General features: G+C 30.0%; 14 protein-coding genes. 11 read left to right on the top strand and 3 right to left on the bottom strand.

All coding sequences use genetic code 11. The features are described 5' to 3' along the window. Window positions 1-231 precede the first annotated feature (231 nt). Window positions 232-465, bottom strand: coding sequence for a transposase (locus Q9969_RS01740; protein WP_342766047.1), 234 nt, complete (start codon window positions 463-465; stop codon window positions 232-234). Between the two features lie 380 nt (window positions 466-845). Between Q9969_RS01740 and Q9969_RS01745 the strand changes: the two genes are divergently transcribed. The 3 genes from Q9969_RS01745 (at window position 846) to Q9969_RS01755 (ending at window position 3,755) form a co-directional block, all read left to right on the top strand. Then, window positions 846-1,058 carry a hypothetical protein gene (locus tag Q9969_RS01745; protein ID WP_305512941.1) on the top strand — a complete coding sequence of 71 codons (213 nt, stop codon included), beginning with the start codon at window positions 846-848 and terminating at the stop codon, window positions 1,056-1,058. 1,136 nt (window positions 1,059-2,194) lie between these two features. Then, window positions 2,195-3,178 (top strand): beta-ribofuranosylaminobenzene 5'-phosphate synthase, encoded by a 984-nt coding sequence (locus tag Q9969_RS01750; RefSeq protein ID WP_305513189.1) that lies wholly within the window; start codon window positions 2,195-2,197, stop codon window positions 3,176-3,178. Window positions 3,179-3,215: 37 nt separating this feature from the next. Then, entirely contained in the window at window positions 3,216-3,755 is a 540-nt protein-coding gene (locus Q9969_RS01755; RefSeq protein ID WP_305553796.1) for a ribonuclease H, read from the top strand. A 335-nt stretch (window positions 3,756-4,090) separates the two neighbouring features. Here Q9969_RS01755 and Q9969_RS01760 read toward each other — a convergent pair whose 3' ends face one another. Further along, window positions 4,091-4,522, bottom strand: a complete 432-nt coding sequence (locus tag Q9969_RS01760; protein ID WP_305513194.1) for an acetolactate synthase — start codon at window positions 4,520-4,522, stop codon at window positions 4,091-4,093. An 8-nt stretch (window positions 4,523-4,530) separates the two neighbouring features. Then, window positions 4,531-5,832, bottom strand: coding sequence for a phenylacetate--CoA ligase (locus tag Q9969_RS01765; protein ID WP_305553799.1), 1,302 nt, complete (start codon window positions 5,830-5,832; stop codon window positions 4,531-4,533). A 266-nt stretch (window positions 5,833-6,098) separates the two neighbouring features. Between Q9969_RS01765 and Q9969_RS01770 the strand changes: the two genes are divergently transcribed. The 8 genes from Q9969_RS01770 to Q9969_RS01805 all read left to right on the top strand — a co-directional run bounded on the left by Q9969_RS01770 (window position 6,099) and on the right by Q9969_RS01805 (window position 13,396). Beyond that, window positions 6,099-6,809: a DUF2162 domain-containing protein gene (locus Q9969_RS01770; RefSeq protein WP_305515179.1), complete on the top strand. Its 711-nt coding sequence runs from the start codon at window positions 6,099-6,101 to the stop codon at window positions 6,807-6,809. Between the two features lie 9 nt (window positions 6,810-6,818). After that, window positions 6,819-7,463: a MotA/TolQ/ExbB proton channel family protein gene (locus Q9969_RS01775; protein WP_305515177.1), complete on the top strand. Its 645-nt coding sequence runs from the start codon at window positions 6,819-6,821 to the stop codon at window positions 7,461-7,463. 7 nt (window positions 7,464-7,470) lie between these two features. Then, complete coding sequence (locus Q9969_RS01780; protein WP_305515175.1) at window positions 7,471-7,791, top strand: DUF2149 domain-containing protein; 321 nt, start codon at window positions 7,471-7,473, stop codon at window positions 7,789-7,791. Window positions 7,792-7,891: 100 nt separating this feature from the next. Beyond that, on the top strand, window positions 7,892-8,209 hold the full coding sequence (locus tag Q9969_RS01785) for a transcription factor S (protein WP_305553802.1): 318 nt from the start codon (window positions 7,892-7,894) through the stop codon (window positions 8,207-8,209). Window positions 8,210-8,368: 159 nt separating this feature from the next. Then, window positions 8,369-8,518: a hypothetical protein gene (locus tag Q9969_RS01790; protein ID WP_305553805.1), complete on the top strand. Its 150-nt coding sequence runs from the start codon at window positions 8,369-8,371 to the stop codon at window positions 8,516-8,518. Between the two features lie 61 nt (window positions 8,519-8,579). Beyond that, window positions 8,580-10,136, top strand: coding sequence for a ClC family H(+)/Cl(-) exchange transporter (locus Q9969_RS01795; protein WP_305553808.1), 1,557 nt, complete (start codon window positions 8,580-8,582; stop codon window positions 10,134-10,136). Window positions 10,137-10,805: 669 nt separating this feature from the next. Then, the gene (locus Q9969_RS01800; RefSeq protein ID WP_305553811.1) at window positions 10,806-11,330 is read left to right on the top strand and encodes a nitroreductase family protein; all 525 of its coding nucleotides are present in this window, start codon (window positions 10,806-10,808) and stop codon (window positions 11,328-11,330) included. Window positions 11,331-11,506: 176 nt separating this feature from the next. Next, window positions 11,507-13,396 (top strand): BspA family leucine-rich repeat surface protein, encoded by a 1,890-nt coding sequence (locus Q9969_RS01805; protein ID WP_305512996.1) that lies wholly within the window; start codon window positions 11,507-11,509, stop codon window positions 13,394-13,396. Window positions 13,397-13,501 lie beyond the last annotated feature (105 nt).

Raw genomic sequence — 13,501 nt, forward strand, 5'->3', positions numbered from 1 at the left:
AATAATTGGATACACTGAAAAACAACTAAAAGAATTAAATAATCCTCATCTCAATATATTAAAAAAGGAATTAATCAGATTTATCATGTATAGCAGATACACAAACAGATTTCATATTAACATCCACAATAAACAATAGCAGGATGGGACATGAAATTTTTTAATTTTTCATAGAATTTTTTATTTTAAAAATTTTTTGCAATAATTTTATTTTTCAGTTGTTTCTATTGTTTATTTTGTTGTATATTCTTTTTTTAAGTTGTGTCCTATTGTGTATAGTTTAAACTCTGTATTTACTTTTTTTAAGCCTGTTGTTGTGAATTCTGTTAGGTGCATGTTTTGTTTCATGTTTGCAAATGGTAGTTTCTGCTGTTTTTTTGAGCGTATTTTTGTAGATTTTTTTGGGCTTCTGTGGTTTTCTATTTTTCTTTGCATTTTTATTTTTTTTTGGGAAATGTTTTCCATAGTCGCTGATTATTCTGTATCGTTGTGTTTTTACTGCAATATTCTTGTACTGGGCAGTTTTTGCATTCTTGGATCCAATGTGTGATTCTTGTTTTGTTTTTGTATTGGTATTCGCTTTTTTTTCTATAGTGGTTGACCAATTGGGGAGGGGGAAGATATAGGTCATCATTTTCGTGATCATAGTTGATAATTAATCTTTGGAAAAATGGTTTTTTTTTCGGACAATTATTATACTATTTTTTTTTCTTTTCTTGACAGGATGGGACATGACTCTCATTAATTTTTAAAATTTTTTTTTCGCTTATTTTTTTCCTTTAATTTTATATACTATGAAGTACAATCTTTTATTATAAATATTAATATTTATGGTTGTTTTATTTATGGTTTTAAAAGATGATACTATTAATCAGACTATGTTGGTGCCTATGGACTTGAGTAATTTGATTCCTGAAGGTCATCCGTGTTATTTTATTAAAAGTCTGGTTGATCAAATTGATTGTTCCGAAGCTAACAAGGAGTTTCGTGATAAGCCTGGTGAACCTGCTTATCCTCGTGAAATATTGCTTAGGATTGATTTTAATGAGTGTTTTTGATGGTGAATTGTCTTCTCCTAATTGAGAGAAGAACAAGAACTGAATATTGCTTATATGTACTTTAGCAGGCATGCAAAAGCCAGTTTATAGGGACAATTTTATAAGATTCAAATTGGATTATACCTGATTTAATTGATGAAGCTTTTAAAACAACTTTTAAAGATTTGCAGGGTGTTCGCCAAAAGTAATTTTTTTGATGCAAATTTTTCTTTGTTTTTGAATTAAAGTAGTTTTAATCAGTTTCAAAAATTAATTTTAGATTTTTGGCGGACACCCTGCAAAAGAAAAAAAATCCGCCATTTAGAGTTTTAGATGGAACTAAAGTAAAAACATCTTTAAAAAATAATAACCAATGAACAACAATTAAAAATAATCATGGAAAGAACACTTGGAAGAAAAGTATTATAAATTGGATCAAGAAGAAGATTTGGAATTGGGCGATGAATCTGGAAAAATTAGTGTTCCTGAATCATATTAACAAACAAAGAAAAATTCCAAAAAAAAGACAGTAAGAGAAAATCAATAAAAAAAATCCTTTGAAAAAATGATGGAGACCAAAGATAAATTGAGAGCTTTAAGTAAAAAAAACCTCTTAAAACAATCCAGAAGAAAAATCCTGAAAAAAAAATTTACAAAAAAGCTTGAAAACACTCGAAGAAAAGCTTAAAGAATCCTGGAAAAAATGATGTAATTAAGTATAAATGACCCAGATTCAAATCTTAAAATAAACTCCAATTGAAACCGGAGTTTTTAGTTAGTTCCTGTGTATTAACGAACTTGAAATATTTCTTTTAATTGTTTTTAAAAATAGCTAAAAATAATCAGGATAGTCTAAAATTTAAAATTGTGGATTTAAAAAAATAAAATGGGAGAATATTTAATTCTCCTTGTTTAAATTGAAATAATTAATGCAAGAATTAATGGCATAATTAAGGTTATATAAGCCACTAAAATCACTACATCAATGTCGTTTAAATTTTTAGGAATATTATCTTCAATATTCATAATTCTAATTTCTCATAAGTAGTATAAAATATTTTTTATTTTTCTTAAAGTTCAATTGAAATATTTAAAAAGTATATATAAATTCAAATACAAATATTAAAAAAGACATTATTAATTGAGGAAGTGAAAAAATGATAATTAAAGCACCTTCAAGAATACATATGTCCCTTATTGATATGAATGGGTCATATAGAAGAGTCGATGGTGGTATTGGGCTTGCTTTACAAGAGCCGCAATTCATCTTAGAAATTCAAAAAACAGAAAGCGGTGTAACACTTGAATTTTCAGATGAGGTTACAGATGAAGAAGCAATCGAAGAATGTAGAATAAAAATCCCTGAAGCGGCTAAAGCGGCTATGGATTATTTCAATATCGATTCTGGATTCCATTTTATCGTACATCAAACATATCCTCCACATTCTGGTTTTGGAAGTGGAACCCAAATTTCTATTTCAGCTGCTCATTTGATTACTGAAACTATGGGTATTGAAGTAGAAAGTCGTGAATTAAGCAGTATTGTTGGAAGAGGAGGAACCTCTGGTATTGGTACTTATACTCATGATTTAGGAGGATTTATTCTAGATGGTGGGCACAGTAAAGAAGAAAAACCATTGTTTTTACCATCTGGTGCATCTGAAGCAAAACCAGCAACTTTAATTGCAAGATATGACTTTCCTGAAGAATGGAACATTTTAATAGCTATTCCTGAAATTGAAAAACATATGGAAGGGGATGATGAAGTAGATGTTTTCCAAACTTATTGCCCTCTTCCAAAAGAGGAAGTAGAACAAGTATCTCACTTAATTTTAATGAATCTTGTTCCATTTATGATCGAAAAAGATATTAAAAACTTTGGTTGGTCTATAAGTCAACTTCAAAATGTAGGTTTTAATAAATTGGAACATTCTCTTGATGATAGTTACTTGCCTACAATGAAAGCTATTGAAGATGCCGGCGCATACGGTGTAGGAATTAGCTCATTTGGTCCGGTTTTATATACTATTTTTGATGAATCAAATGAATTCATTGTAGAAAAGACCAGAGAAATCATCGGGGATAATGGTACTGTATTTGTCACTAAAGCTCAAAATCATGGATTTGTTATTGAAAAATAACATTTCTAAACTTTTTTTATTTTAAGGAGAACCGTTTATGGATTGTTATGCTTATTATACTGATGGTGCTGCAACAATGAAGAATAAAAATGGCAAATATCTTCGTGAAGCTGGTGGTTGGGCATTTATTTTACTAAAAAATGGTAAAGAAGTATCAAGACAATCTGGGGGTTGTCCATTAACTACTAACAATGAAATGGAATTATATGCAATTTATGCTTCAATGAGAGATTTTTTAGATAATTCTAATTATGGTGATTTGGTCGAAATTTATTCTGATTCTTCATATTGTATAGATATTTTTACAAAATGGGCTGTAAACTGGCAGAAAAAGGGTTGGACGAAATCTGATAATAAACCTATTAAAAATTTAGAGATTATTAAAGAAATTTGGGATTTAATGGCAGATATTGGTTCTAATTTGACTTTTAAAAAAGTAAAAGGTCATTCTAATAATAAATTAAATAATATGGTCGATAAACTTGCTGTTGGAGCTAAAAAAATAGCGAAAAATACAGGAAAAACAATTGGTTATAATCAAAAACCAGATAAATTACTTGGAAATAAACAAAATTAATCTATAAAATTGGAATCAAGAGATATGTTAAATTCCATTTTTTTAGATTTATATATGTCTTAATGAGCTTATATTTCAAATCCTCTAATATCGCAACAATCTTTTTGAGGGCATATACGAAGAATGGATGAAAAGCGTAATATCTCTAATAAAGGATATTCGACAAAATAAACTATTATGGAAGTACAAAACTTTAAAACAAAGAATCTACTCAATGATGCACTATAATAATATTTACAAAACAATCCAAGTATTTTAAATGAAGTCTAAAGGGGTTTGTTTTTCAATATTTTTTAAAAGAATAAGGAATTTTAAAAAAAGAAGAGGTATGAAGCTTATAATTTATAAACTTCTTGAGCCGGTACGATTTTAATGTTATTTTCCGTTAAAATGGAAATTAATTTATCAATATTATCAGCATGTAATAATAAAATGGCCTTATTGGATTTATCATGTGAAAATGCATAAAGGTATTCTAAATCAATTGAATTTTCTTTAATAATTTCCAGGATGCTAGCTAAACCTCCTGGTGCATCATTCATTTCAACTCCAATGATTTCAGTTATTTTAACTAAAAAGTTATTTTCTTCAAGAGCTTGTTTACCTTTTTCTGGATTGTCAACAACAAGTCTTAAAATTCCAAATTCAGAAGTATCTGCCATGCACATTGCTCTAATATTAACATTTGCAACAGTTAACACTTCTAAAGGTTTTGATAAACTTCCCATTTTATTTTGTAAAAATATTGATAATTGTTTGATTTTCATATTATCACCTAATGCAAGTTTCTTTTATCAATTACTCTTTTTGCTTTACCTTCAAATCTTGGTAAGGTTTTTGGTTCTACTAATGTTATTTTCATTCTGATTCCTGTTTCATTTTCTATCGATTTAGCGATTTTTGTTTGAATTGCCATCATTTCTTTAACACCATCAAAGAAAATATCTTTTGATGCTTCTACTTTAACTTCGATTTCATCTAAGGTTTCAGGTCTTGTAACTATAATCATATAATGAGGCTCTGCATCACCAACTTTAAGCAATGCTTTTTCAATTTGTGATGGGAAAATAGCTACTCCTTTAACTTTAATCATATCGTCAGATCTGCCGGTAATTCTATTTATTCTTCCATGTGTTCTTCCACATCCACATTTTTCATAAGTAATTTTAGTTAAATCTTTAGTTCTAAATCTAATAACAGGCATTCCTTCACGTTCAAGATTAGTTAAAACTAATTCTCCAGGTTGATTTTCTCCTAAAACTTTTTCAGTGTTGGGATCAATAATTTCTGGATAGTAAATATCTTCCGCAACATGTAAACCTTCTTGTTGACTGCATTCTACTCCAACGCCAGGTCCCATGAGTTCAGTTAAACCATAGATGTTGTATGCTTTTGCACCGAAGAGTTCTTCTACTCTTTGCCTTATCTCTTCAGTCCATCCTTCAGCTCCAAATCCAATAGCTTTAATGCCTAGTTCTTTTGGGTCAATTCCATCTTCAAGGGCAACTTCAGCAAGGTGGATTCCATAGGATGGTGTAAAAATTAAACCTGTTGTTCCAAAATCGCTCATAATTTCATTTTGTCTGCGAGTTTGTCCTGTTGAAATTGGAATAATTGCTGCTCCGACCTTGTGTGAACCGTAGTGAACTCCAAAACCTCCGGTAAACATTCCATATCCGTGAGTATTTTGTAAAATATCATTTTCACCAATGCCCATCATGGTAAGTCCGCGAGCAATGGTTTCAGCCCAGGTATCTAAATCTTTTTCTGTGTAGCCTGAAACTACAGGTTTGCCGGTTGTACCTGAAGAGGAATGTAGTTCTTTAATTTCACTCATGTCTACTGCAAAAAGTCCAAATGGATAACTTTCCCTTAAATCATCTTTTGTTATAAATGGTATTTTTTCAATATCTTTTAAAGTTTGAATATCTTCAGGATAAACTTCTGCTTCACTGTATTTCTTGTTATAGTATGGTATTTTTTCAAATGCTCTTTTTACAGTCGCTTTAAGTTTTTTTAATTGTAATTCTTCAAGATCCTGTCTTGACATAGTTTCGATTTCTTCATTCCAAAACATTGTTTGCCTCATTTAATTTTTAATATAATAATCTATTTTGTTTTTCTAACATTAAAACTTTCAGTTATCCTTAACGTTAATACATTTTTTCATTTTGTTAATTTGGTTTTTCGTGTTGTTTTTTCAAAAACTTTTAATAATGTTATATTTAATATAATATTGATGATATGTTCTTGACATATCGCAGTTTGATAAAATTTTATATATTTTATTGATTAATATTAAATTGTAATTAATTAATTTTAATTTATTATGGAGAATTTACTATGGATATGATGAGTGTTTTATGGCAGGTTGGAATCTTTGCGTCTGTTTTAGTTTTTGGAATTAAGATAGGACTCGCTTCAGGATTGGCTAATTTGCCTAAAAAATTATTTACCGTAATTTGCATTGCTTATGGTGGAGGTGTTGTGCTTATTTCTGCTATTGCTTCACTTTACTCTGAACAGTTAGTTCAAGCAATCTACAGTTATAATACAATATTTTACATTATGATGGCATCAATAATGATTATTGCAGGATTATTCACAATAAGAGAGTGGAAAATACATGATAAAAATACTTCAACTGCAACTTCTTTAGCTATTATTGCTCCTTGTCCTTGTTGTTTTGGTTCAATTATTGCAAGTGTTTTAATTGTTGCACCAACAATTGGGGTTAGTTCTCTTAATTTAAGTTGGTATGCTGCTGGAGCACTTGTTGCTGTGATGATTGTAACTTATTTTGCATCAAATACTATTGTTAAAGTTATTAACAGGCCTTATCCTATTGTTTTAGGTAATTTCATGTTATTGCTTGGTGCATATTTCTTACTTTCAGCAATTGTTATACCAAATATTGCGGGAGCATTATCAAAAACAACAAGTCCAATTACAATGAGTTCTCCTCAAGACTTACTCATGATAGTCATAGCATTTGCTATTTTACTATTTTGCGGTATGGTTTTAACTAAAAGAGGTAAAAGTATTTTAGAATAGGTGAAAAATATGGCTTTAAATATACCGGGTGGAGAGTTTTTAACAGGTTCTCTTGATGTGATATCCCAGAGTTTGACAATACCAGTTTTGATTATTTTAATTGTTATTGTTATCATTTCCATTATTACATTAGGTGGGGCTATTGCAGAATATACATCAAGACGTAAAGTTCCAATTGGAACCATAAGAGATTTAATATATGATATTAATGCTACAGATTCTATTGAATCATTAAAAAATGTAATTTCAAATGCTAAAATTCCTAAATCACAAAAAAAAGTTTTACTTGAAATAGCTTCTTCAAGTGAACTTGGTGATACTTCCAGAGAAGCTTTAGCACGTAAATTATTCGAGTTTGAAGAAGAAAAAACTATGAATACTTTACAAAATACTGATATTATTACTCGTATTGGACCAACATTAGGGTTAATGGGTACTTTAATTCCAATGGGTCCTGGTCTTGCAGCATTAGGTGCGGGAGATATTAATACATTGGCATCATCCTTAACAGTTGCATTTAACACTACTATTGTAGGTATTGGTTCAGGTGCATTATGTTACGTTATTGGAAAAATCCGTTCCGGATGGTATGATAGATACTTATCAGATTTAGATGCTTTAATTGACACAGTATTAGATAAAATGAATGAATAGTGGTTTTATGGTAAGAAAACATAGTAGACGTAGGTCTAAACGTGTCGAAGAAGACCCGATGACTGGTACATCTAACCTTGTAGATGCGATGCTGGTTATTGCAGTTGGTTTTTTAGTTTTTGTTATCATAAGTTGGAACATGCAAGCTATGATTGATCCGGACCATAATGTTCAAGAACAAATGCAGAAACAAATGACTGAAGTAGACCAAGGTCAACAATTAAACGAGACTCCAGACACTTCAAATAGTTCTGGTCAAGGTTATACTGAAATGGGTAAAGTTTATAAAGACCCCGCTACAGGTAAGCTGATAATGGTGGAGGGCTAAGCCTTCCACATATAACTTTTTTTCTTTTTTTAACCGATTATTTTATAAACTTGTTTTTCTAAATGTAATATTTATTAATTTTTTAATGGTGTTTTTTAATATGGAATTCTGTCCTGATTGTGGTGCAATGTTAATGCCTAAAAAAGGCAAAATCAAATGTAAATGTGGATATGGGAAAAATTTAACTAAAAATGATATTGAAGAGCAATATACATTTGAAGGAGATAAAAATCCTCAATTTAAAGTCATTGTGACTGACAATAAAAATGTTGCACTCCCAACTACAAAAATAACATGTTATAAATGTGGGGGGACAAAAGGTTATTGGTGGACAGTGCAAACAAGATCTGCTGATGAAGCGCCAACTAATTTTATCCGTTGTGCAAAGTGCGGAAATACTTGGCGAAGTTCTAATTAGAAATGCCTTGTTTTCATGATAGTTTATCAATTGTAAAATTGTTATGCTTAATGTTAACTTCTCCATTAATTAAGGGCCTTTGTCTTTTTAAATAATTTAAACTTTGATAAATGCTGGGATAAAAGTATACAATGTCTTGCAAGGATATACCAATATTTTATGGACCGGGCTGAAAAAGATAAACCTGAATGTGAACGTTATGATGCAATCGCAAAACCATTAGCACTTGCACCATGCGCTTCTGATGGACATATTGTTTTTTTAAAATGTGTTGGTATTTATCAACTAAAAATGAATGCGTGTTTTTAAATTTAAGAAAGAGGAATGTTTCGAAATTAATTTATACTATTTGGGATATAAAGTATGACTAATGAAAAATCTTGAGAAAACATTAAGGTCTGTAAGTGAAAATCCAAAATATATTTTTAGATTAACCGTCCAAGGTGTTCTAGTTGGTTTTTTTGCAGGTTTAATGGTATGCTTATATAGATGGTTGCTTGCAGGTTCTGAAAGTGTTTTAAGAGGTTATTTAAGCATAATAAAGGGAAACATATTTTTCATTGTCTTATTTTTCATAGTTCTGGCAATTTTAGGTCTTTTAATAGATTGGCTAACTAAATGGGAAGCTGATTCAGCCGGAAGCGGAATACCTCAAGTTTATGCTGAGGTAAAAGGACACATGGAAGCAAATTGGGCAAAAGTATTATTTTCTAAAGTTGTCTCTGGAGTTTTAACTGCAATTGGCGGGCTGTCTTTAGGTCCTGAAGGTCCATCAGTTCAAATTGGAGGTATGGCCGGAAAAGGTATTGCAAAAATTTTTAAAGGATCAAAAACAGATGAATTGAGATTAATTCTTGTTGGTTCTGCAGTGGGTATTACAGCCGCTTTTAATGCACCTTTAGCTGGGGTGATATTCGTTTTTGAAGAAATTAATCATGGATTTGACAAAACTCTAGTTTTTATTGCATTAGTTTCAGCCATTGTTTCAGATTTCATATCAAAGATTATTTTTGGCCAATCCACCATACTTAATTTCCCAGTTTTAGATATTCCTTTAGATTCATATTGGGTTTTAATCATTTTAGGGGTTATTATTGGTCTTTTAGGTTATGGTTATAATATTGGACTGATTAAATCAAGTGATGTGCTGAATAATCTTAAAATTCCATCATGGCTTAAATTTGTATTGGTATTCATGCTTTCCGGTGTTGTAGCATTATTAATTCCGGAGATTAGCGATGGCGGACACTTTATGATGGATATATTGGATGTAGCTATTCCTTCACTAAGTGTATTATTGGTATTATTGGTTTTAAAATATCTCTTTTCAATGTTTTCATTCTCATCTGGAGCTCCGGGAGGTATATTTTTACCAATTTTGGTATTAGGAGCGTATATTGGAGCTATTTTTGGCTCTGTCGTGGTTCCGGCATTTGGATGGCAGCATGATTTAATTTATAGATTTATAATTATTTCAATGGCAGGATTTTTTGCAGCAACTGTCAGGTCTCCAATTACAGGAATAGTTCTTTTAGCTGAGATGTCAGGGTCAACGGAATCGTTGGTAGCTATGATTTTTGTTTCCTTAATAGCTTATGTTGTTCCAACACTTCTTGGAAACGAACCAATTTATGAATCACTTTATGATAGGTTATTGTTAAATAAAAATAAGGAATTGGTTAAAAAACCTTCAAAACATGTATTGTCAGAATATATAGTTCCTTTAGATTGTAATTATATTAATTTTAAAATTAAAGATATTCCTTTCCCTAAAAATGCAATTGTAGTGTCAGTTATAAGAAATGGAAAGTATATGATTCCAACTGAGGATTTTAATATTATATACAGTGATCAGATACATGTTTTAACTGATAGTAATGACTATCCATATGTGCGCCAAGAGATTGAAGAGTTATTCGGTGGTTGAATATTTCAATATTTATTCACAATTTTACTTTTCAAATGATCTTACATAAAATAAACGGATAATCCTATATGAAAAATAAAAATATGTCATCAAAGACTAAACAATTTTCCTGGAAAGAAATTTGGCATATGCAACAAGAGCAGGATATAACTCATCCATAAAACACTTTGAATCTTGTATAGGAAAAACTATTGATGAAATGATATCCATTACAAAACAAGAAAAAAATTAGATTGAATCTGTCCAATAAATAATTTTTTCTAAGTTTTTTATTAAGTGCTTCTAAAAAAATTCTTATTTCATGTTTTTTATTTTTAAAAATAGTTAATTATAAGTATGTGGGAAGATAAATAACTATTTAAGAACACGAAACCAAAACACTTCTCGTATCTTATTTTTATATACTTTGTGACACTTAAATGTTTGGTTTTGTTTAGTATTTTAGGTGTTTTGATATTATGAAAGTTTTATGGATTATATTTTATTCCTTTTAAAAATTTATAAATATTATTAATGGTATAATTTACTGTGAGGTTTTTTGTCTGTAATTTTTGTTTGACTTTTTAAGAACATTAGGTTTCATTGATTTTTAATATTTTTTTTAAATGACAAAATGTATCCTCAAAAAGCATTGAAAGTAGAACAAATATTGCCATATTAGGTGATTAAATGAGTGTAATTTTTAAAAGACAGAGTATTCGAAAATTTAAAGATAAGCCGGTTGAAAAGGACAAAATTATCAAATTATTAAAAGCGGGTATGCAAGCACCTTCAGCTTGTAATCAGCAGGCTTGGGAATTCATTGTTGTTTCAAAACTGGAGGATAAGATAGCTATTTCTGCCATGCATCAGTTTGCAAAACCTGCAGCTAATGCTTCACATTTAATCATCACTGTAGGTAATTTAAATGAAGCCAAAATTGTTAGAATGGTCGAACAGGATCTTGGAGCATGTAATGAAAATATTTTACTTCAAGCAACTCATGAAGGTTTAGGTGCTGTTTGGTTAGGTTTCCATCCAATTGAAGAACGTACATTAAAATTAAAAGAATATTTAAATATTCCTGATTACTGCATTCCATTTTCTGTAATTTGTGTGGGATATCCTGTTTGTGAAAGCGATATAAAACTTAGATATGATGAATCTAAGGTTCATTATGATAAATATTGGGATGGTGTTCATGATAACTTGTAGTGTTTGCGGACATTTAAATGACCCTTCAAGTGGTATGTGAAGAATGTGGGTCTGATTTATCAGATAGTCCGGATTTATTTGATTATGACGATATGTATTATGATGATTAAGCTTTTTTATTTGAATATTTTATATACTTTGTAATACATATTATTTTTTATAATTGGGGGGTTAATATGGCTAAGATTCACTTATATGATTTTGAACATTTCAACACTACTACAAGCAGTATTTACGAATTAGGGGAGTTTAATACACTTATTATTCTTAAAAATGGTGTAAATTTAACTAGTTGGGATGATGTTGAAAATAAGGAAGAAATTGTATATGTCAGTGAAGATTTGTTCGGTATAACCTCACTTGAAGGAAGATATGAAGGTTTAAAAAATTTAAAGGCTATTGTTACAATAGGTGTCGGGTATGTTGAAAGCTTAAAAAAAATGTTTGCTGGTTGTGAATCATTACAGGAAATCTCTTCACTTGGTTCATGGGATGTTTCAGGTGTTAGGGATGTTAGTTTCATGTTTGAAGACTGCAAAAGTTTGGAAGATATTTCTGCTTTGGTAAATTGGGATTTGTCGCATGTAGAAGATGCTTCTAACATGTTTTCTGGATGCGGCAGATTAACAGACATTACAGCTCTTGCAAATTGGAATGTATCTAATGTAAGACATATGTCTCGCATGTTTGCTGATTGCAGTAATTTAGTTAGTGTCTCTGCATTGTCTACATGGGATGTTAGCAAGGTAAGTGAAATGTATTATTTATTTGCTTATTGTGCTAAATTAAGGGATATTTCAGGACTGTCTTCATGGGATGTTAGTAATGTTTTGGACATGGGATGTTTATTTGATTTTTGCACATCTTTAGAAGATATTTCTCCTATTGCAAATTGGAACTTATCAAATGTATTCAATATAACTGCATTATTCAGGGGATGTAGTAGCTTAAAGGATATTTCACCATTATCTAATTGGGATTTAACTATCATGCATAGAAATTCGGCTCTTCTTGCAGTATTTTCCCATTGCATTTCTCTTAAAAATATTTCTCCTTTGAAAAATTGGGATGTTTCAGGTATAGCTCGCATGAGTGGTCTTTTTGAAGGTTGTATTTCTCTTAAAAATATTTCTCCTTTGAAGAATTGGGATGTTTCCAATGTTGTTTCTCTGGATTATTTATTTAGGGATTGTAATGCTTTAATGAATATTTCTCCTTTGAAAAATTGGGATGTTTCTAATGTTGAATATATGAGGGGAATGTTTGATAGCTGCATTTCTTTAGTAGATATTTCATCATTAAGTAAATGGGATGTTTCTAATGTTAAAGCTATGAATAAAATGTTTTATGGTTGTTCTTCACTTGTTGATGTTTCTAGTTTAAATGATTGGAAAGTAGCATATGGCACTTCAATCACATCTATTTTTAATAATTGCGGAGCTATTGAAAAGTATCCTGACTGGTTTAAGACGGAAATGATTAAGAATATTGAGGAATTCGACAATAAATCTAAACTTATCAATAGTTTAGATGAATCGTTTTTTAAAAAGTTCAATTTAAATGATTTTGATGAAAAAACCCAATTATATTTAGTTGAATTTCTAACTAATCAATCAATTCTAGCATTCATTGGTGATAGGTCTGAATACAGGTCGGTTCAGGAACTTGCAGTTGAAAAAATAACCGATGAAGTTGTATTGGCAAGTATTGCTATTCACAATCACAATTATGATGTTTTACCTGGGGAGGGCAATTCAAATTATAAATTCCATTTCTACAATAGAGAAAACGCATTGATAAAAATTAAAAATAAGGTCATGCTTGTTAAGGTTGCCTGTGAAGTACCGCACATCCTTGACAATATGGATCACATTGTAAAATTCATTGATTTAGAAAAAGAATGGGCAGATATTGTTATTAATGCTAAATGTGATGATGTTCGTTTGTTTGCTATGAGGCATATTAAAACAGACAATGCTCTTTTAAGAATTATTGATAAAAGTCAAGATAAAGGAATTGTAAAAATCGCCAAAGTAGTAAGAGAAATCAATGCCTCAAAACAATGATTTAATCTATTTTATTAAGATTCATTTAGGCAAATATAAATAATAATAAAAATAAATTTTTACTCAATAACTTAATATTTAAGTTAAATTTTTTTAGAGGTTAAA

Source organism: Methanobrevibacter sp. V74, from assembly GCF_963082495.1.
In the GTDB taxonomy this organism is placed as follows: Archaea; Methanobacteriota; Methanobacteria; order Methanobacteriales; family Methanobacteriaceae; genus Methanocatella.

What these genes read in the sequence shown, in the direction of transcription:
- Q9969_RS01740 (WP_342766047.1), bottom strand. Translation starts at nt 465, where the DNA reads ATGGAAAACATTTCCCAAAAAAAAATAAAAATGCAAAGAAAAATAGAA.
- Q9969_RS01745 (WP_305512941.1), top strand. Translation starts at nt 846, where the DNA reads ATGGTTTTAAAAGATGATACTATTAATCAGACTATGTTGGTGCCTATG.
- Q9969_RS01750 (WP_305513189.1), top strand. Translation starts at nt 2,195, where the DNA reads ATGATAATTAAAGCACCTTCAAGAATACATATGTCCCTTATTGATATG.
- Q9969_RS01755 (WP_305553796.1), top strand. Translation starts at nt 3,216, where the DNA reads ATGGATTGTTATGCTTATTATACTGATGGTGCTGCAACAATGAAGAAT.
- Q9969_RS01760 (WP_305513194.1), bottom strand. Translation starts at nt 4,522, where the DNA reads ATGAAAATCAAACAATTATCAATATTTTTACAAAATAAAATGGGAAGT.
- Q9969_RS01765 (WP_305553799.1), bottom strand. Translation starts at nt 5,832, where the DNA reads ATGTTTTGGAATGAAGAAATCGAAACTATGTCAAGACAGGATCTTGAA.
- Q9969_RS01770 (WP_305515179.1), top strand. Translation starts at nt 6,099, where the DNA reads ATGGATATGATGAGTGTTTTATGGCAGGTTGGAATCTTTGCGTCTGTT.
- Q9969_RS01775 (WP_305515177.1), top strand. Translation starts at nt 6,819, where the DNA reads ATGGCTTTAAATATACCGGGTGGAGAGTTTTTAACAGGTTCTCTTGAT.
- Q9969_RS01780 (WP_305515175.1), top strand. Translation starts at nt 7,471, where the DNA reads ATGGTAAGAAAACATAGTAGACGTAGGTCTAAACGTGTCGAAGAAGAC.
- Q9969_RS01785 (WP_305553802.1), top strand. Translation starts at nt 7,892, where the DNA reads ATGGAATTCTGTCCTGATTGTGGTGCAATGTTAATGCCTAAAAAAGGC.
- Q9969_RS01790 (WP_305553805.1), top strand. Translation starts at nt 8,369, where the DNA reads ATGGACCGGGCTGAAAAAGATAAACCTGAATGTGAACGTTATGATGCA.
- Q9969_RS01795 (WP_305553808.1), top strand. Translation starts at nt 8,580, where the DNA reads ATGAAAAATCTTGAGAAAACATTAAGGTCTGTAAGTGAAAATCCAAAA.
- Q9969_RS01800 (WP_305553811.1), top strand. Translation starts at nt 10,806, where the DNA reads ATGAGTGTAATTTTTAAAAGACAGAGTATTCGAAAATTTAAAGATAAG.
- Q9969_RS01805 (WP_305512996.1), top strand. Translation starts at nt 11,507, where the DNA reads ATGGCTAAGATTCACTTATATGATTTTGAACATTTCAACACTACTACA.